Source organism: Roseovarius lutimaris, from assembly GCF_900115165.1.
GTDB classification, from domain to species: domain Bacteria; phylum Pseudomonadota; class Alphaproteobacteria; order Rhodobacterales; family Rhodobacteraceae; genus Roseovarius; species Roseovarius lutimaris.
Genome location: NZ_FOVP01000020.1, coordinates 40,390 through 58,483, shown reverse-complemented (window position 1 = coordinate 58,483; position 18,094 = coordinate 40,390). Strand labels below are relative to the sequence as shown.

Annotated in this window: 16 protein-coding genes; 4 read left to right on the top strand and 12 right to left on the bottom strand. The window is 61.2% G+C overall.

Annotated features, from left to right (window positions below; all coding sequences use genetic code 11):
• From BMZ91_RS16715 to BMZ91_RS16700, 4 genes are all read right to left on the bottom strand, one after another.
• Window positions 1-879 carry a F0F1 ATP synthase subunit gamma gene (locus tag BMZ91_RS16715; protein WP_092841325.1) on the bottom strand — a complete coding sequence of 293 codons (879 nt, stop codon included), beginning with the start codon at window positions 877-879 and terminating at the stop codon, window positions 1-3.
• Window positions 880-893: 14 nt separating this feature from the next.
• Window positions 894-2,432, bottom strand: a complete 1,539-nt coding sequence (gene atpA, locus BMZ91_RS16710) for a F0F1 ATP synthase subunit alpha (RefSeq protein ID WP_092841323.1) — start codon at window positions 2,430-2,432, stop codon at window positions 894-896.
• Complete coding sequence (locus BMZ91_RS16705) at window positions 2,433-2,999, bottom strand: F0F1 ATP synthase subunit delta (protein WP_092841321.1); 567 nt, start codon at window positions 2,997-2,999, stop codon at window positions 2,433-2,435.
• A gap of 374 nt (window positions 3,000-3,373) precedes the next feature.
• Window positions 3,374-4,114, bottom strand: coding sequence for a methyltransferase domain-containing protein (locus BMZ91_RS16700; RefSeq protein ID WP_092841319.1), 741 nt, complete (start codon window positions 4,112-4,114; stop codon window positions 3,374-3,376).
• A 63-nt stretch (window positions 4,115-4,177) separates the two neighbouring features.
• Between BMZ91_RS16700 and gloB the strand changes: the two genes are divergently transcribed.
• The 3 genes from gloB to BMZ91_RS16685 all read left to right on the top strand — a co-directional run bounded on the left by gloB (window position 4,178) and on the right by BMZ91_RS16685 (window position 8,412).
• Window positions 4,178-4,945, top strand: a complete 768-nt coding sequence (gene gloB / locus BMZ91_RS16695) for a hydroxyacylglutathione hydrolase (RefSeq protein WP_092841317.1) — start codon at window positions 4,178-4,180, stop codon at window positions 4,943-4,945.
• Between the two features lie 156 nt (window positions 4,946-5,101).
• Window positions 5,102-7,438 carry an ATP-dependent Clp protease ATP-binding subunit ClpA gene (clpA, locus tag BMZ91_RS16690; RefSeq protein WP_092841315.1) on the top strand — a complete coding sequence of 779 codons (2,337 nt, stop codon included), beginning with the start codon at window positions 5,102-5,104 and terminating at the stop codon, window positions 7,436-7,438.
• Window positions 7,435-8,412 (top strand): M23 family metallopeptidase, encoded by a 978-nt coding sequence (locus BMZ91_RS16685; protein ID WP_092841314.1) that lies wholly within the window; start codon window positions 7,435-7,437, stop codon window positions 8,410-8,412. Before clpA ends, BMZ91_RS16685 begins: the two co-directional genes overlap by 4 nt.
• Window positions 8,413-8,423: 11 nt before the next feature.
• Here the strand turns inward: BMZ91_RS16685 and BMZ91_RS16680 are convergent, their stop codons facing one another.
• The 3 genes from BMZ91_RS16680 to BMZ91_RS16670 all read right to left on the bottom strand — a co-directional run bounded on the left by BMZ91_RS16680 (window position 8,424) and on the right by BMZ91_RS16670 (window position 12,208).
• Window positions 8,424-10,382 carry a peptidoglycan -binding protein gene (locus tag BMZ91_RS16680; protein ID WP_092841312.1) on the bottom strand — a complete coding sequence of 653 codons (1,959 nt, stop codon included), beginning with the start codon at window positions 10,380-10,382 and terminating at the stop codon, window positions 8,424-8,426.
• A gap of 2 nt (window positions 10,383-10,384) precedes the next feature.
• The gene (locus tag BMZ91_RS16675; protein WP_092841310.1) at window positions 10,385-11,611 is read right to left on the bottom strand and encodes a biopolymer transporter ExbB; all 1,227 of its coding nucleotides are present in this window, start codon (window positions 11,609-11,611) and stop codon (window positions 10,385-10,387) included.
• Window positions 11,612-11,677: 66 nt separating this feature from the next.
• On the bottom strand, window positions 11,678-12,208 hold the full coding sequence (locus BMZ91_RS16670) for a gamma-glutamylcyclotransferase (RefSeq protein ID WP_177193899.1): 531 nt from the start codon (window positions 12,206-12,208) through the stop codon (window positions 11,678-11,680).
• A gap of 68 nt (window positions 12,209-12,276) precedes the next feature.
• Here BMZ91_RS16670 and BMZ91_RS16665 point away from each other — a divergent pair, with 68 nt between their 5' ends.
• Complete coding sequence (locus BMZ91_RS16665) at window positions 12,277-13,278, top strand: DUF2125 domain-containing protein (protein WP_092841306.1); 1,002 nt, start codon at window positions 12,277-12,279, stop codon at window positions 13,276-13,278.
• Between the two features lie 159 nt (window positions 13,279-13,437).
• Here BMZ91_RS16665 and BMZ91_RS16660 read toward each other — a convergent pair whose 3' ends face one another.
• From BMZ91_RS16660 to BMZ91_RS16640, 5 genes are all read right to left on the bottom strand, one after another.
• Complete coding sequence (locus tag BMZ91_RS16660) at window positions 13,438-14,052, bottom strand: extensin-like domain-containing protein (protein ID WP_092841304.1); 615 nt, start codon at window positions 14,050-14,052, stop codon at window positions 13,438-13,440.
• Window positions 14,049-14,966 carry a prephenate/arogenate dehydrogenase family protein gene (locus BMZ91_RS16655; protein WP_092841302.1) on the bottom strand — a complete coding sequence of 306 codons (918 nt, stop codon included), beginning with the start codon at window positions 14,964-14,966 and terminating at the stop codon, window positions 14,049-14,051. Before BMZ91_RS16655 ends, BMZ91_RS16660 begins: the two co-directional genes overlap by 4 nt.
• Window positions 14,963-16,048: a histidinol-phosphate transaminase gene (gene hisC / locus BMZ91_RS16650; RefSeq protein WP_092841300.1), complete on the bottom strand. Its 1,086-nt coding sequence runs from the start codon at window positions 16,046-16,048 to the stop codon at window positions 14,963-14,965. The genes BMZ91_RS16655 and hisC overlap by 4 nt, the downstream gene beginning before the upstream one ends.
• A gap of 112 nt (window positions 16,049-16,160) precedes the next feature.
• Complete coding sequence (rpsD, locus tag BMZ91_RS16645; RefSeq protein ID WP_092841298.1) at window positions 16,161-16,781, bottom strand: 30S ribosomal protein S4; 621 nt, start codon at window positions 16,779-16,781, stop codon at window positions 16,161-16,163.
• Between the two features lie 231 nt (window positions 16,782-17,012).
• Window positions 17,013-18,077, bottom strand: a complete 1,065-nt coding sequence (locus tag BMZ91_RS16640; RefSeq protein WP_092841296.1) for a Hint domain-containing protein — start codon at window positions 18,075-18,077, stop codon at window positions 17,013-17,015.
• Window positions 18,078-18,094 lie beyond the last annotated feature (17 nt).

Sequence of the window (18,094 nt, the reverse complement as noted above, 5' to 3'; positions counted from 1 at the left end):
TTAAAGCGCTTCCGCGCCCGAAATGATTTCAATAAGCTCGTTCGTGATCACGGCCTGACGCGAGCGGTTATACTCGATTGTCAGCTTGTCGATCATCTCACCCGCGTTGCGTGTCGCGTTATCCATGGCGGACATCCGCGCGCCCTGCTCCGATGCGCCATTTTCAAGCATCGCGCTGAAGATGGCCGTCGCAACACCGCGCGGCAGAAGGTCCGCAAGGATCGCCTGCTCGTCGGGTTCGTAATCATAGAACGTGCCGGTATCGGCCGCCTCTGCCGCCTCGCTCACATCAGCAGGAATGATCTGCTGCATGGTCGGGATTTGGCTGACCACATTCTCGAAGCGCGAGAAAAAGATTTTCGCGACGTCGAATTCGCCGGCGTCAAAACTTTTCAGCACATTTGCCGCCACCGTCTGCGCATCGCCATAACCGATGCGTTTGATGGCCGACTGATCGACATGATCCACGAAATACTGGCTGTATTCCCGTTTCATCGCATCGCGGCCTTTTTTGCCCACGGTCACGATCTTGACGGTCTTGCCTTCGGCCAGCAGATCGGTGGCATGCGCCTTGGCCAGCTTGGCGATATTGGCGTTGAAACCACCGCAAAGCCCGCGCTCGGCGGTCATGACAATCAGCAGATGCACCTTGTCGTCGCCTGTGCCGCGCAACAGGACCGGCGCGTTTTCCGCGTCGCCCACTGATGCCGCCAGCTTACCCATCACGGCGTTGAACCGCTCTGCATAAGGACGTGCTTGTTCGGCAGCCTCCTGCGCGCGGCGAAGTTTCGCCGCGGCAACCATTTGCATGGCCTTTGTGATCTTGCGGGTCGATTTGACCGACGCGATCCTGTTTTTAAGGTCCTTGAGGTTCGGCATTGCCTTATCTCCCCTTAAGCGAAGTCAGCGGCGAATTCGTCCAGCGCGGCCTTGATCTTATCCTCGGCCTCACCCTTGATCTTGGGATCTTCCTTGGTGATGTAGTCCAGCAGATCGGCATGTTTGCCGCGCAGATGGCCAAGCAAACCAGCCTCGAAACGACCCACCTGATCGACACCGATCTTGTCCAGATACCCCTTGGTACCGGCATAGATCACGCAGACGATCTCGGCGTTGGTCAGCGGCGAATACTGGGCCTGCTTCATCAGCTCGGTCAGACGCGCGCCCCGGTTCAGCAACTGCTGTGTCGAGGCATCAAGGTCAGAGCCGAACTGCGCAAAGGCGGCCATTTCGCGATACTGAGCAAGCTCAAGTTTCACCGGACCGGCGACCGATTTCATCGCGTTGGTTTGTGCCGAAGAGCCAACCCGCGAGACCGACAGACCGGTGTTCACAGCCGGGCGAACACCCTGATAGAACAGTTCGGTTTCAAGGAAGATCTGACCGTCGGTGATCGAAATCACGTTGGTGGGAATAAACGCCGACACGTCACCGCCCTGGGTTTCGATGATCGGCAGAGCCGTGAGCGAGCCCGAGCCGTTGTCTTCGTTCAGCTTGGCCGACCGCTCCAGCAGGCGGGAGTGAAGATAGAAAACGTCCCCAGGATAGGCTTCGCGACCGGGCGGACGGCGCAGAAGCAGCGACATCTGGCGATAGGCAACGGCCTGCTTGGAAAGGTCATCATAAACGATAAGTGCGTGACGGCCATTGTCGCGGAAATGCTCGGCCATGGCGGTGGCCGAATACGGCGCGAGAAACTGCATCGGGGCGGGGTCAGAGGCGGTCGCCGCCACAACGATCGAATATTCGATCGCGCCGCTTTCTTCCAGCTTCTTCACCAGCTGTGCCACGGTCGACCGCTTCTGGCCAATCGCAACGTAGACGCAGTACAGCTTTTTGCTTTCGTCGTCGCCAGCGGCCTCGTTATACACCTTTTGGTTCAGAATGGTGTCAAGCGCCACGGCGGTCTTGCCGGTCTGACGGTCGCCAATGATAAGTTCGCGCTGGCCACGGCCAATCGGGATCATCGCGTCAACCGATTTGAGACCGGTCGCCATCGGTTCATGAACCGATTTACGCGGGATGATGCCCGGCGCCTTCACATCGGCCAGGCCGCGTGTCTTGGTCTTGATCGGGCCCTTGCCGTCAAGCGGGTTGCCAAGGCCGTCGACAACACGACCCAAAAGCCCGTCACCGATCGGAACGTCCACAATCGACTTTGTCCGTTTGACGGTGTCGCCTTCCTTGATCTCACGGTCCGACCCGAAGATCACGACGCCGACGTTATCGGCCTCAAGGTTAAGTGCCATCCCCATGATGCCACCGGGGAATTCGACCAGCTCGCCGGCCTGCACATTGTCAAGACCGTGAACGCGCGCAATACCGTCACCGACCGACAGAACCCGACCAATCTCGGCCACTTCGGCCTCTTGACCGAAATTCTTGATCTGGTCCTTAAGGATCGCAGAAATCTCTGCTGCTTGGATACCCATTTATCCGACCTCTTTCATTGAATTCTGAAGGGAATTAAGCTTGGAGCGGATCGACGTGTCGATCATCTTCGAGCCCACTTTAACGACAAGACCGCCAATGAGGCTTTCATCGACGGTCGCATTGATCTTGACGTCCTTGCCGACACGCGCTTTCAGCGTCTTGGCCAGTTTGTCTGCTTGTACCTTGGTCAGCGCCTTGGCGCTGGTCACTTCGGCACTCACTTCGCCCTTGTCCTCGGCGATCATCGCGCGCAGCTGGGCCACCAGCTGGGGCAGGACAAACAGGCGACGCTTTTCAGCCATCAGCCCGAGCCCGTTCTGCATCTCTGGGACAAGTTTCATTTTCTTTCCGATGGCGGCCATCACGGCGCCCTGCTCGTCACGTGTCACAACCGGAGAGTTGATCAACGCGCTCAAATCGGCACTCTCATCCAGCGCCTGCGCCAGATCGTTAAGATTGGTTTCAAGTTTCGCCAGAGATTTGCTCTCTTTCGAAATCCCGAAAATAGCCGTGGCATAGCGCTCGGCGATGCCGGAGGAGATCGAAGCTGGTTCGGACACGTCCACCCTTCCGATTGTCTGGCCCCGGTTTGACAAGCCTAACTTGGCCGCTTCCGGGGACGTTTGCGTGCGATGATATTTAAGAAACACCGAAATTCGGCTGCGGTATAGCAGTGCCTTGCCAACCTAGCAAGCCGCGCGAAAATCATTGTATACCATCGAATACCGTATATTTTCAAAGACTTACCAAAGGTGCGACCTATTGCGCGCATTTTGACCATGTAAAAAGATCACTTTTTCGTACCATTTTGCGATTCCCCACTCCCTGACGTCGCTGAATCGCGCAGGCCGCGTTACCGCTATCAGCCACAATCGCCGCAAGACCGCCCGGCCCATCAATCCGCTTAGGGTGGGTGAAACCCACGCCGCCGCCCCCCCCCTCACACCGGCTTCGCCTCGGGCTGCGGCGTCAGCACCCCCAGAGGCTGGCGCACCTTGTCGCGCAGGCCCGGCCCGCTCGGGGCCTGCACCCGTTTCGTGGCCTCGACCATCAAAACACCGCCCGCCGCCACCACCGAAAGCTTGGCGCCCATCCGCTCCCACATGCCGGCGGTCTTGCGCCAGAACGGTTTGTCCGAAGGCGGCTGATAGAGCGCGGTTGCGTGCCGCTCGGGCAGGAAATTATGCGACTTCAGCTCTGTTTCAAGCTGGCTTTGGGAATAGGGCCGCCCAAATCCAAAGGGCGTGCGGTCACTGCGCGACCAGAGCCCGGCGCGGTTCGGCACGATGAACAACGCCGATCCCCCCGGCCCCAGCACGCGCCAGCATTCTTCCAGCAACGCGCCCGGCTGTTCGGAGGTCTCAAGCCCATGCACGACCAAAAGCTTGTCGACATGCCCGGTTTCGATCGGCCAGAGGGTCTCTTCACATAAAACCGAAATATTCGGCATCCCCTGCGGCCAGCCGATCACCCCCTGCGGGGCAGGCATCAAGCCGACCACGCGGCGGGCATCGGCAAGGTAGGGACGCAGGAACGGCACCGCAAAGCCATAGCCGACCACCGTCCGGCCCTTTGCCTCGGGCCAGAATTCGGCCACTTCGGCACGCACAGCCTTTTGAACCGCGCGCCCAAGGGTGCTTCGGTAATAAAAATTTCGTAGGTCCTGCACGTCCAGATGCATTGCAGCCCCGGCAAAGATCGGTCACTCTCGAAACTAACAGTAACCGGCATTCGGGAAAAGACCATGACTTTGCACATCCTGACCATTCCCTGCCTGTCCGATAATTATGCCTATCTCGCGCATGACCCCGCGACAGGTGACACCATGGCCGTCGATATCCCCGAGGCGGCCCCGATCCTTGCCGCGCTTGCCGACACCGGCTGGGGGCTGAACCATGTTCTCCTGACCCATCACCATGCCGACCACACCCAGGGCCTTGACGAATTACTGGCCACCGCCCCGGCCAAGGTGATCGGCGCCGCCGCCGATGCACATCGCCTGCCGCCGCTTGATATGGCGGTGAGCGAAGGCGACACGATCACCATCGGCGGCGAAACCGGCCATGTGATTGACGTCTCGGGGCATACTGTCGGCCATATCGCGGTGCATTTCCCCGACAGCGCCGTGGTCTTTACCGCCGACAGCCTTATGGCGCTTGGCTGTGGCCGGGTGTTCGAAGGCACGATGCCGCAGATGTATCAAAGCCTGTGCAAGCTGGCCGCTCTGCCGCCGCAAACCACCGTCTGCTCGGGGCATGAATACACCCAGGCCAACGCAAAATTCGCCCTGAGCGTTGATCCCGACAATCCCGCGCTTATATCAAGGGCCAAGGCAATCGACGCCGCGCGCGCCGCAGGCCAACCGACAGTGCCCTCAACCCTGGCCGAAGAACTGGCCACCAACCCCTTTTTACGCGCCACCGATCCGGGCATTCAGGCCAATCTTGGCATGACCGGGCAGGACCCTGCCCGCGTCTTTGCCGAAATCCGGGCCCGAAAAGACCGCTTTTGATTGGTATAGTGATCAAATAACCAGCCGATGTTACGAAAAGTGACCCGGATTTAAAAAAAAAGCCTTGAAGGATGGCCACTATCGACCAAACTTTAAGACTATGAGGCCAAGGTTGGGGTGATACCGCCCTGACCCAGATCAGAAGGAGCACTTACCGTGCCTTCATTCTCGACCACGCTGGAACAAGCAATCCATGCCGCTTTGGCCCTGGCCAATGCACGCCAGCATGAATTTGCCACATTGGAACACCTGCTGCTCGCCCTTGTGGATGAGCCGGATGCGTCGCGGGTCATGAAGGCCTGTAGCGTCGACACCGAAGAATTGCGCACCACCCTAGTCGAATTCATCGACGACGACTTGGCCAATCTGGTCACCGATATCGACGGATCAGAAGCGGTGCCGACCGCCGCCTTTCAGCGGGTCATCCAACGGGCCGCGATCCATGTGCAATCCTCGGGGCGAACCGAGGTGACCGGGGCCAATGTTCTGGTCGCGATCTTTGCCGAACGCGAATCCAACGCCGCCTATTTCCTTCAGGAACAGGATATGACGCGCTATGACGCGGTGAACTTTATCGCCCACGGCGTTGCCAAAGACCCCGCTTACGGTGAATCCCGGCCACTGAGCGGTGCCACCAACCTTGAGGACGAAGGCGCCAAGCATCACACCGAATCCGACGCGGTCGAGGCCGGAGAATCCGCGCTTGCGAAATACTGTGTCGATCTGAATGAAAAGGCGCGTTTGGGCGATATCGACCCGCTGATCGGCCGCTCTTCAGAGGTTGAGCGCTGCATTCAGGTGCTGTGCCGCCGCCGCAAGAACAATCCGCTTCTTGTGGGCGATCCGGGTGTAGGCAAAACCGCCATCGCCGAGGGCCTCGCCCATAAGATCATCATGGGTGAAACCCCTGAAGTGCTTTCGAAAACCACGATCTTTTCGCTCGATATGGGCGCGCTTCTGGCCGGCACCCGCTATCGCGGCGATTTTGAAGAGCGGCTCAAGGCGGTGGTGACCGAATTGGAAAAACACCCCGATGCGGTGCTTTTCATCGACGAAATTCACACCGTGATCGGCGCCGGTGCCACATCGGGCGGCGCAATGGATGCCTCGAACCTGCTCAAGCCTGCGTTGCAGGGCGGCAAGCTTCGCTGCATGGGATCGACCACCTTCAAGGAATTCCGCCAGCATTTTGAAAAAGACCGCGCCCTTGCGCGCCGGTTTCAGAAAATCGACGTGGCCGAGCCGACAGTCGAGGATGCGGTGAAAATTCTCAAAGGCCTCAAGCCCTATTTCGAGGATCACCACAGTGTCAAATACACCAATGACGCCATCCGCTCTGCGGTGGATCTCTCGGCGCGCTACATCAATGACCGCAAACTGCCCGACAAGGCAATTGACGTGATTGACGAAGCCGGTGCCGCGCAACATCTCGTGGCCGCCTCGAAACGGCGCAAAAGCATTGGCGTGAAAGAGATCGAGGACGTGGTCGCGAAAATCGCCCGCATCCCCCCCAAGAACGTCAGCAAGAACGACGCCGAGGTTCTCAAGGATCTCGAGGCCGGGCTCAAGCGTGTGGTGTTCGGACAGGATACCGCCATCGAGGCGCTGTCCTCGGCGATCAAACTGTCGCGTGCGGGGCTGCGCGAGCCGGAAAAACCGATCGGCAACTATCTCTTTGCCGGTCCCACCGGTGTCGGCAAAACCGAAGTCGCCAAACAGCTTGCAGATTCCCTTGGCGTGGAACTGCTGCGGTTTGACATGTCCGAATACATGGAAAAACATGCGGTTTCTCGCCTGATCGGCGCGCCTCCGGGCTATGTCGGCTTTGACCAGGGCGGGCTTTTGACCGATGGCGTCGATCAGCACCCGCATTGCGTGTTGCTGCTTGATGAGATCGAAAAGGCGCACCCGGACGTGTTCAACATCCTGTTGCAGGTGATGGATCACGGCACGCTGACCGATCACAATGGCCGCACCGTCGATTTCCGCAACGTGGTTCTGATCATGACCTCAAACGCGGGCGCCTCGGAGCTTGCGAAATCCGCCGTCGGCTTTGGCCGTGATCGTCGCGAGGGCGAGGATACCGCCGCCATCGAGCGCACCTTCACGCCGGAATTCCGCAACCGTCTTGATGCGGTGATTTCCTTTGGCGCATTGCCCAAAGAGGTGATCCTGAAGGTGGTCGAGAAGTTCGTGCTTCAGCTTGAGGCACAGCTTATGGATCGCGACGTGACCATCGAGCTGACCGAACCGGCGGCGGCATGGCTTGCGGAGCGTGGCTATGACGACAAGATGGGCGCCCGCCCGCTTGGCCGTGTCATTCAGGAGCACATCAAAAAACCGCTGGCCGAAGAGCTTTTGTTTGGCAAACTTGCCAAGGGTGGCGTGGTCAAGGTTGGCGTCAAGGATGGCAAGATCGACCTCTCGGTCGAAGGGCCGGTGGCACGGCGTCTTTCGGGCAAGAAAAGGCCGCCGCTGCTCACCGCTGAATGATGGCGCGGGCGGATTTCGCACTGATCGCCTTGCTACTGGCGGCGGCCCCTGTGGCCGCCGCCGATGCGCCACGCCTCAGCCTTCCGATTGACTGTGAGCCCGGCAAAACCTGTTATATCGAAGACTATGTCGATGCCGATCCCGGCCCCGGCAAGCGCGATTTCATGTGCGGTCTCAAGAGCCGCGAAAACCACCGCGGCACCGATATCGTTCTGTTGTCCTTTGACGCGATGGCGGCGGGCGTGAATGTTCTTGCCGCCGCCCCCGGCGTCGTGGCCGCCACCCGCGACGGTGTTGCCGACCAACCTGTAACCCCCGAAACCCGCGACAAGATCAAGGGCCGCGAATGCGGCAACGCGGTTCGGCTTGATCACGGGGACGGCTGGCAAACCCTGTATTGCCACATGAAACGCGGTTCGGTCCAAGTTCGCCAAGGCGACACTCTGGATCGCGGCGCGGTTCTTGGACAGGTCGGGCTAAGCGGACTGACCAATGTGCCGCACGTCCATATCGGCGTGTTGAAGGACGGCGAGATCGTTGACCCGTTCAACCCCGAAGATCGCGATTCCTGCGGCGCCGCGACCGGTACGGGCCTTTGGGACAGCGCGTTTGCCTATGATCGCGCGGGGCTGTTCACGGCCGGGTTTTCCACCGCTGTCCCCGGCTTTGGCGCCGTTAAATCCGGCGCGGCGCGCGCGTCAACGGCCAAGCCCGATCAACCGCTGGTGCTTTATGGTCATGCGTTTTACGCAGAGCCCGGTGATCGCCTGATCTTCACGGCCCAGGGCCCGGACGGTGAAATCTTTCGCCATGACATCACGCTTGATGATCCCCAGGCCCAGCTTTTTCGCGCCTATGGTCGCAAGGCCCCGCCCGCAGGCTGGCCCGCCGGGGCCTATCGCGGCTATGTCCGCCTGCAACGCGGGCAAGAGGTTCTGGCGCTGCGCCATGCGGATATCACCGTCGCGCCCTGACATCCGCCCGCCTATTTCCCGGTCAGCTTGAGTTCGATCCGACGGTTCTGGGCGCGGGCCTCTGGCGTGTTTGCAGGGTTGATCGGCTGATATTCGCCAAACCCGTTTGCCGACAGACGGTCCGCCGGGAATTCGAGCGCTCCGACCAGATAGCGCACCACCGACAGGGCGCGCGCCTGGCTTAGCTCCCAGTTGTCGGCGAATTGCGCCCCGCCGATCAGCGGCACATTATCCGTATGCCCATCGACCTGTAGCACCCAGTCGATGCCCTCTGGAATTTCATTGGTCACATTGCGCAGGATGCCCGCCACCTTGGCGATCTCTCCCTCCCCGGCGGACGACAACCGCGCCTCGCCCGGCGCGAACAGAACCTCAGAGGAGAACACGAAGCGGTCGCCAACAATACGCACGCCCTCTTGCTGCCCCAGCAGATCACGCAACCGTCCGAAAAACTCGGAGCGGTATTTTTCAAGGTTCTCTTTTTCTGCCTCGGCAAGGCGGCGCTTTTCTTCTTCCAGCAACCGGCGGCGGCGTTCCTCGGATGCCACCCGCGCTAGGGCTGTATTCAACTCATTGCCAAGCGACTGAAGCTGTACCTCATTTGCCGCCTCGCGCACCTTGGCATCATCCAGCAACGCCTGAATCCCCGAAAGTTGCTGGCGCAGGGCGGCAACCTGTTGATTGAGCAGGGCCTGTTGTTTTTGCGCCTCACTGGCCAGTTCCTGTTGATCCGCCAGACGTCGGCGCGCCTCTGCCAATAGGGTGGCGCGCTCCTCTGCGGTGCTCATCTGTTGCTCGGCCTGATTTTGCGCCGCAAGCTTGGCCGCCAATGCCGCCGTCAACTGTTGGCGCACCTCATCGGCATCCATCGCCTCGCCTTTGGCCGCCTCGGCCTCGACCAGGGCGCGGGCCAGAGCCTGTTCAAGCTCGGCCACCCTCGCCTCGGCGCGGCCAAGGTCATCCTGCGTCGCCCCGAGCGTATCGTTGACCTCGGCCTGCCCGCTTCGGGCCTCGGCCAAGGCGGTTTTCAAACCGGCGATCTCGGCGTCTTTCGCGGCAAGCGTGGCCTCGCTGCCCTCAAGCTGTGTGGCCACCTCGTCTTGCGCCAAAAGCGCGGCGACCAACTGATTGTCGATATCCGCACGCGCATCCTCTGCGGCGGCCAGCAGGGTCAGCGTTTCCTCGGCGCGCTTGCGCTGTTCCTCAAGTGCCAATGTCATCGAGGTCAGCTCGGCCTGTGCCCCCGTCAGCCGCTTGCGCAAGGCCTCTGCGGCTGCGGCCTCGGCCAGGCGGGCCTGTTCCTGCTCGCTCAACTCGGCCTCCAGCGCGGCCACCTCGGTGCCAAGCGTGGCCTCGGTTGCGGCGTTCTGGCGGCGCAGGTCCTCTGCCAGGGCCTCAAGTGCTTCGCGGCGCGCGGCGGCAAGGCGCGCGGCCTCAGCCTGTGCATCAACCTCGTCGCGCAGGCCGGCCAGCGCCAGTTGCAAGGTCTCCTGTTCGGATAAAAGCGTGTCGCGCTCACCCTCCAGATCGGCAATCCGGCCCTGCGCGAGGTCGCGTTCTGACAAGAGACCGGCAACCTGTTCCTCAAAACTGGCGATCCGGGTTTCGGCCTCGTCCAGGGCCGCTGTCTGTGCTGCCGTCCGGGCGCGTAGCGTGTCGATCAGCGTCGCCTGCTCTTCCTGACGCGCGCGCGCCTCGCCCAAGGTCGCGGTCAGCGTGCCAACCCGGTCCTGCAAATCGGTGCTGCGATCCCGCTCAAGCCCAAGGGCGCGCGACAGCGCCGCCACCTCGGCCCCGAGCGCATCAAGCTTGGTGGCCTGACCGCTGATCTCTTCGCGCAGGACAAATTGCACCACCATGAAGATGGTCAGAACGAACATCAGCACCAGCAAAAGCCCGGTCATTGCATCCACAAATCCCGGCCAGATCGAGCCCTGAAACCGTGCTCCGGTGCGCCGCGACAGGCCCATGCTCAGCTCTCCCCGGTCTTGTCCGGGTCGGCAAGGCTTCCAAAGGGTCGGCTGCGTCGCTCGGGCGTGGCCCGCCCCTGATTAAGCACGCGGGTCAGGGCCGCGAGATCGGTGCGCAACTCGGTCATGGTTTCCTGCCGTCCGGCGCTTATCTCTTCCAGAATCCGCAGCATTTGCACGTCGATCGAGCGCAGCCGCATCCGGCTTTCGGCATCAAGGCCCTCATGGCCAGCGTTCTCGCGGTTTTCCAGCGTCTGGATCAGGCGTTCCTGCCCCTCGGCCATCCGCATCAATGCGCTTTGCACCGGGTTGCTGTCGCTCATCCGGTGAGTCAGCCGTTCAATTGAATCCGCCAGCACGCCCAGCTTTTGATCGACCATGGCACGGCTGACATCCGATTGGGTGATCACCGCCTGCAAGCTGTCCATCTGATCCGCCATATGGTCAAGCACATGGGTCATGGCGTCGGTTTCGCTGCCGCCCTCGCCATCACCGCTGGCAAAGCCGACCCGCGTGATGGTCGACATCCATTCCTCAAGCTCTCGGTAAAACCGGTTCTGGCCGTGGCCTGCGAAGAGTTCCAGCAAGCCAACCACAAGCGATCCCGCAAGCCCCAGAAGCGACGAGGAAAACGCCACCCCCATGCCGCCCAACTGGGCCTCAAGCCCAGTCATCAGGCGGTTGAACACCTCAACCCCGCCTTCGCCATTTTGCGGCGCGAGGCTTCGGATGGTATCCACCACGGCGGGAACGGTCGTTGCCAGCCCATAGAAGGTGCCCAAAAGCCCAAGGAAAATCAACATATTGACGATATAGCGCGTGATATCCCGCACCTCATCGATACGTTGCGCCACGGAATCCAGGATCGAGCGCGCCGAGGTCGAGGCGATCTGCATCCGCTTGCCGCGCGAGCGCAGCATCGTCGCCAGCGGCGCCAGCAATTGCGGCGGAGTGGTCAGCTCATGCCCCGGTGTCTGGGCGACAAAACCTTCAATCCAGCGCGCCGATCCGATCAGCTGAAATACCTGCCAGAAACAGGCGATAACCCCGATCAGAAAGACGAAAACGATAAACCCGTTTAGCCAGGGATTTGCCTGAAACACAGGCAGAACCCGCGGCAAGGCGACAAAGGCGCCAAGCCCGGTCAGCCCCAGAACGAGCAGCATAAGCACGATCTGGCGAACGGGATGTGAAAACTGTGGCTCGACCTCGCGGTCCGGCTGGTCCATCTGGACGCTCCCGACACTTGAATTATTGGCCCAACCCTACGCGGTAAGACCTGACAAGCCAAGGATTTATCCAGCCAGATGGCGCACCCTGCGCACCAGCCAGTCTAGATCGCGGTCCATGATCCCAAGCTGGTCAAGATGGTCGGCGGTGTTAAACAGATATTCGGTGTTGGGCCCGCGCCCGCCCACCGCACGGGCGATGATGCCGGCCTGTTCTTCAAGGTCCAGACCACCGCAATATTGCACGTGATCGGGGTCGATCACATAGGTCACTGCCTCGACGCGGCGACCATCGGCAAGGGTAATATCCAGCATCTTCTCGATATAGGCCGAAGAGATTAACTCGCGCTCGCGCAGATACTCAAGCACCTCACCCGCCTTTTCTGGTGGCACCGACAGGGCGACCCCATGACAGACCGCGCCCGGCGCCTCGTCAAGCGCAAGAACAAGGCCGGGGTTTTCATCGGTGCCGCGGTGGTGAATGCTGCGCATGCAAAAACTTCGGTGATAGCCGGGCAAGCTTGCGATCACCCGGTCCCGCGCCTCGAAACCGGGGTTCCAGACCAGCGACCCATAGCCGAAAACCCACATTGTCATTTTGCTGTTCCTCGTGCTTTTGCCCCTATAAACACCATCCCAAGAGGGCATGAAAGGGGCGCTTGCAGATGAGAGCATTGCTGACATTGATCGTGATCGCCACTCTGGGCTGGTCGGGCTATTGGTTTGTCGGCCAACGGGGCCTGCAACAGGCGTTCGGCCAGTGGTTTGACACCCGCCGCGCCGAGGGTTGGGTGGCCGAAACCTCTGATCTTTCGGTTCAGGGTTTTCCCAACCGGTTTGACACAAGCTTTCGCGATCTTGCCCTTGCCGATCCCGAAACTGGCCTTGCCTGGGAGGCGCCGTTTTTCCAGATCCTGGCGCTAAGCTATCGCCCCAATCACGTGATTGCCGTCTGGCCCGATGATCAGCTTTTTGCGACGCCACAGGATAAATTCCGTGTCCAGAGCACCGATATGCGCGCAAGTCTGGTTCTGGCCCCAAACACCGCACTTGCCCCAGAGCGCGCCACCCTGACGGCCGAATTCCTGCGCGTCGCCCCGGCCCGGCGCCCTGACGAGACGACCGCGCTCACCGCGCTCACCCTCGCGGCCGAGCGCAACGGCGAGGCCACCTATCGCTTTGGTCTTTCGGCCAGGGGCCTGAGCCCGTCAACCCCGTGGCGCGCCCGGCTTGATCCGCAAAATTCCCTGCCGACACAGCTTGCCGGGGTGCGCGCCGATCTGAGTGTGAGGTTCGACAAACCCTGGGATCGCAGCGCCATCGAGGACGCACGCCCCCAGCCCACCCATATCAAGCTCGACCTCGCCGATGCCACATGGGGCCAGCTTCAGCTTCAGGCCGCCGGCGAGGTCTCGATAGATGCCGTCGGTCAACCGACCGGCGAGATCACAATCAAAGCCCGCAACTGGCGCGATATTCTTGAACTTGCCGTGACCGCGGGGGCCGTGCCGGATTCCCTCGCGCAAAGCCTTGAATCCGGCCTGTCGATGATGGCGCAAATGGCGGGCAATCCGCAAACCCTCGACATCCCGCTCAGCCTGCGCAATGGGCGTGTCATGCTCGGCCCGATCCCGCTTGGCCCTGCCCCGGTGCTGCGCCTGCGCTAGGGCGGATTTCGCCAAAAAAGGGTTCAACCTCCGCCCTATCCCTTTGTTTTATCGTGCATTTCCCGCGAAGATCAGCCTTCTTCTGGCTCCAAATATCCGGGGGGTCCGGGGGCACAGCCCCCGGCGGATCGGACCGCCAAGGGCGGTTCGACACCAGATTTACCGGCAATAGGGACCGCCGCGATGCGACGCGGTGTCAAAATGGAAATGGTCACGGTGATGACGGTCTGAATTGGGGCCAAGCACCGTGCCGAACGGCCCACAGGCGGCTTTGTGCGTGCGGCGCAAAATCCGGCCGCGCGGCCCCTGCCCCCAATCGCGCAGCACCGCAATTTCCGACCCATCGCGCAATTGCAGCGCCGCGATATCAATCGCCTTGCCCCGACCGTGTTCGGAAATCCGCGCGCCGGGCCGGTTGTTACGTGTGCGACAGGTGTAATGCGCCACAACCCGCAACCCGCTCAGACCACCGCCCATGCGCCCGACCTCTGGCTTTGCACTTTTCGTAACCCAGGTTTCAAGCGCACGCGCCGTCGGGCAATCCATCGTCGCGGGCTGGCTCAGCCGGATCGCGCCCACCGCCTCAAGCCGGATCGCATGATCAGAGCCACAGCCATCGACGGGATTGCTGAGTGGACCAATGACCTCTCCCGCAAGGGCCGGACGCCCGCACAACCCGCCAGTATTGCGGCTCACGGTCTGATCGTCACCGCGCCCGCACCCCGTGGCAAGCGCGCTTAGCCCGATCGCAAGACCTAGGGCAAGCCGCCTCATGTTTTCCGCCCCCGGCCAAAATCGGGCGCATCGGTGTCCTGCCCGGCCTCGACAATTCCGCGCCGGATCGCGCGCGTGCGGGTGAAATAGGCATGCAGGTGATCACCGTCCCCAATGCGGATCGCCCGCTGCAACGCAAAAAGTTCCTCGGTGAACCGGCCAAGAATCTCAAGCGTCGCCTCCTTGTTGTTCAGAAACACATCGCGCCACATGGTCGGATCGCTGGCCGCAATCCGGGTGAAATCGCGAAAGCCCGCAGCGGAATACTTGATCACCTCAGTGTCGGTCACCCGGCGCAGATCATCGGCCACGCCAACCATCGTATAGGCAATAAGATGCGGCGCGTGGCTTGTGACAGCCAACACCAGATCGTGATGATCGGCCTCCATCTCATCGGTATGCGAGCCCAGAGCCTGCCAAAAGCTCTCTAGCCGGGTCACCGCCGCGCGGTCGCTTCCCGTCTGCGGCACAATCAGACACCAGCGGTTGTCAAACAGTTCGGCAAAGCCGGACCGTGGCCCCGAATGCTCGGTCCCGGCCAGCGGATGGGCGGGCACGAAATGCACGCCCTCGGGCAGATGCGGCGCGACCGCCTCGATCACCGCACGTTTGACCGATCCGACATCGCTTACCGTGGCACCGGGTTTCAGGGCGGGGGCAATCTCGGCGGCCACGCCGCCCATCGCGCCGACGGGAACGCAAAGCACCACAAGATCGGCGCCCTGCGCGGCCTCGGCGGCACTATTGCACACCCGGTCACACAGCCCGATGTCGCGCGCCACATCGCGGGTCTCGGCCGAGCGGGCATAGCCCGTAATCTCGTCGGCCACGCCCGCACGCCGGATCGCATGCGCCATCGACGAGGCAATCAGGCCAAGCCCGATCAGCGCCACACGCTCATAAATCACGCTCATCGCGCGCGCCCCATGAACTGGCCAATCGCATGTGCCACACGGCGACAGCTTGGCTCGTCGCCGACCGTGATCCGCAGGCAATGCGGCAGGTTATACCCCGCCACCCGGCGCACGATAAGCCCCTCAGATTGCAGATGCGCGTCACAGGCCTCGGCCTCGGCACGTTCGGAAAACCTTGCCAGGATGAAATTCCCGGTCGAGGTGTCCGACGCTACGCCATAGCCCGCCAGGGCCTCGGCAAGCCAGGCCCGCATGCGGGTGTTGTCATCGCGGCACTTCGCGGCCCACTCGGTATCGCGCACTGCCGCCTCGGCGGTGACAAGCGCCGCATGGCTAAGGTTGAACGGCCCGCGCACCCGGTTGAGCACATCAACCACATGCTGCGGCCCATAGCCCCAGCCGACGCGCAACCCGCCAAGCCCGTAAAGCTTGGAAAACGTGCGCGTCATCACCACGTTCTCGCGCGCCTCGACAAGGCCCGCACCGCCGTCATACCCATCGACATAATCGGCATAAGCGCCGTCAATCACCAAAAGCGCCCGTTCGGGCAGGTTCTGGGCGAGCCGCGCAAGATCGGCCTCGCCCACCATCGTGCCGGTGGGGTTGTTGGGGTTGGCAATAAACACCAGCCGGGTGTTGTCATTACAGGCCGCCAGGATCGCATCGACATCGGTTACCCGCTCGCGCTCGCGCACCTCGACGGGGGTGGCGCCATTGGCTAGGGCGCTGATGCGGTACATGGCAAATCCGTGCTCGGTATGGATCACCTCATCGCCCGGCCCAGCGTAGGACTGACAGAGAAACGAAATGATCTCGTCGCTGCCGACACCGCAAACGATCCGCTCGGGGTCAAGCCCATGCACCTCGCCAATCGCGGCCCGCAGGCTCGCGTGATCGGTCGAGGGATACCGGTGCAACTCATAGGCCGCCTTGCGAAATGCCTCTTTGGCCGCATCAGAGGGGCCGAACGGGTTCTCGTTCGAGCTGAGCTTGACCACATTGGTCATACCCTCGACATGCGACGCCCCCCCCTGATAGGGCGCAATCTTCAGAATGCCGGGCTGCGGTATAATCTTGGTCATTACAAAAATCCCCCAAGCGACGTTCTAGCTTTGGCACCGCCCCTTGACCAGTACCAAACAAAAAAGGCCGCGGCGGTTTCCCGTCGCGGCCTCTGACACATAAACAGAAAACCTAGTTCTGCGCGTAGAATTCGATGACGAGGTTCGGTTCCATCAGCACCGGATAGGGCACATCCGACAGGCCCGGCTGGCGCACGAAAGTGGCAACCATCTTTGAGTGATCCGCGTCGATGTAATCGGGAACGTCACGCTCGGCGAGTTGCACGGCTTCCAGCAGAACGGTCATCTGTTTGGAACGATCACGCACTTCGATCACGTCGCCCTCTTTCACGCGATACGAGGGGATGTTCACGCGCTGACCGTTCACCTTGACATGGCCGTGGTTCACGAACTGACGTGCGGCAAACATGGTGGGAACGAATTTGGCGCGATAGACAACCGCGTCAAGACGGCGCTCAAGCAGACCAATCAGGTTCTCGCCGGTATCGCCTTTGACACGCTCGGCCTCGGCAAAGATGCGACGGAACTGTTTTTCGGTCAAATCACCGTAATAGCCCTTAAGCTTTTGCTTGGCGCGCAGCTGAAGACCAAAGTCAGAGATTTTACCCTTGCGGCGCTGACCGTGCTGGCCGGGGCCATATTCACGGCGATTGACGGGCGATTTGGGGCGGCCCCAGATGTTTTCGCCCATGCGGCGGTCAATTTTGTACTTGGCAGACGTGCGTTTTGTCACGGCTGATCTCCTTCGTAAAAGTGTGAAGGGCGTTGTCCTTTGGCCTTATCTCTCGACAGGGTCCCGACAGGCATCCCCTTGCAGGGGCCACCAACACCAATGAAGTCGCGCTTATACAGCGCCGGACCCTGCTGTCAACCACTACCGGACAGGGGCTTCTTCTTGGCAAAAATACTCAAAAACAGCACCCGAAGGGCGGCACGGGGCGACGCCCCCGTTCAACACCAGACCCTAGGCCGCCTCATAGGCAAGTATCGCCGCCTCCGACCCGTTCAGACAACGTCGCGCAAAGCCGCCATAAAGTTGCGGCTCAAGCTCCAGATTTGGATTGAGCGCAAGCAATCGCGCGCGATCCGCGTCCGAAAGGGTTGAAAGTGCGGCGCTTGCGGGGTGAAAGCTTTCGGTTTCCACGCCGTTGGCCCAGATGATCTGGTGGCAAGGCAACAAGAGGTGAATATATGTCACCTCGCGCGACGCCAGATCAACGCTCACCGTGTCATTATTGATAAGATCGCGCGCCGTCACCAGAACCTCGGTTGTGTTGAACAGTGCCCGCGCCACATCGCCCTGCACCAAAAGCCGGTGTTCGGGCGACACAAGCAGTTCCGCATCCGGACGGTCAATCCCAAGCGATCCGGCGCGAAGGCGAACAGGCCGCAGCTTGGGCATCGCAAACAGGCGCGCGCCGGTCATCCGGCGGCTACCGATCCACTGGATTTCCTCGGCACCGTTATCCTTGGTCTGAACCCGGTCGCCTTCGCGCAGCTCTTCCACAAGGCGCGGGCCATCGGGGGTTTCAATTCGCGTGCCGGGGGTGAAACAGATCACCCCGCCGCTGGCTGGTCCGGTCGAGGCCCCGCGCATGCCCTCCAACGAGTGATGCACCACCCACATTTCGCGCCCGACCGGCGGAATATCGTCGTGGAACATCAGCAACGGCGCACCGCCGCCGCCGACCTCGATGATCGTCACCGTATAGCTCCGCGTACCGTCGGTCACGACGAACCCGATATCCATAAGGGGATCTGCCACCTCGACCCGATCCAGGTCGCGTGTATTGTTCATTGCAGCGCCCACAAGGCGCCGTACCATCCGTGCCGCACGTTTGCGGTTCACGGCTTCGCCATCCGACATCTCGAGTCGCAGCAATTCATTTGGCCCGTCCACCCGCACGGTATCGCCATGCCAGGACCAGGTGACCCCGACAGAAAGCGCCTGCACGGATGCAGGTCTCAGACCATCTAACTTCGTTTGCGACCAGGAGATGACGAACGTGCCCCGAAAGCCCGTTCCCATAACCCTACTGCCTGCCT

Excerpts from the sequence above, each read along its gene's own strand:
- BMZ91_RS16715 (WP_092841325.1), bottom strand. The coding sequence starts at position 879 with ATGCCGAACCTCAAGGACCTTAAAAACAGGATCGCGTCGGTCAAATCG.
- atpA (WP_092841323.1), bottom strand. The coding sequence starts at position 2,432 with ATGGGTATCCAAGCAGCAGAGATTTCTGCGATCCTTAAGGACCAGATC.
- BMZ91_RS16700 (WP_092841319.1), bottom strand. The coding sequence starts at position 4,114 with ATGCATCTGGACGTGCAGGACCTACGAAATTTTTATTACCGAAGCACC.
- gloB (WP_092841317.1), top strand. The coding sequence starts at position 4,178 with ATGACTTTGCACATCCTGACCATTCCCTGCCTGTCCGATAATTATGCC.
- BMZ91_RS16685 (WP_092841314.1), top strand. The coding sequence starts at position 7,435 with ATGATGGCGCGGGCGGATTTCGCACTGATCGCCTTGCTACTGGCGGCG.
- BMZ91_RS16680 (WP_092841312.1), bottom strand. The coding sequence starts at position 10,382 with ATGGGCCTGTCGCGGCGCACCGGAGCACGGTTTCAGGGCTCGATCTGG.
- BMZ91_RS16675 (WP_092841310.1), bottom strand. The coding sequence starts at position 11,611 with ATGGACCAGCCGGACCGCGAGGTCGAGCCACAGTTTTCACATCCCGTT.
- BMZ91_RS16670 (WP_177193899.1), bottom strand. The coding sequence starts at position 12,208 with ATGACAATGTGGGTTTTCGGCTATGGGTCGCTGGTCTGGAACCCCGGT.
- BMZ91_RS16665 (WP_092841306.1), top strand. The coding sequence starts at position 12,277 with ATGAGAGCATTGCTGACATTGATCGTGATCGCCACTCTGGGCTGGTCG.
- BMZ91_RS16660 (WP_092841304.1), bottom strand. The coding sequence starts at position 14,052 with ATGAGGCGGCTTGCCCTAGGTCTTGCGATCGGGCTAAGCGCGCTTGCC.
- BMZ91_RS16655 (WP_092841302.1), bottom strand. The coding sequence starts at position 14,966 with ATGAGCGTGATTTATGAGCGTGTGGCGCTGATCGGGCTTGGCCTGATT.
- hisC (WP_092841300.1), bottom strand. The coding sequence starts at position 16,048 with ATGACCAAGATTATACCGCAGCCCGGCATTCTGAAGATTGCGCCCTAT.
- BMZ91_RS16640 (WP_092841296.1), bottom strand. The coding sequence starts at position 18,077 with ATGGGAACGGGCTTTCGGGGCACGTTCGTCATCTCCTGGTCGCAAACG.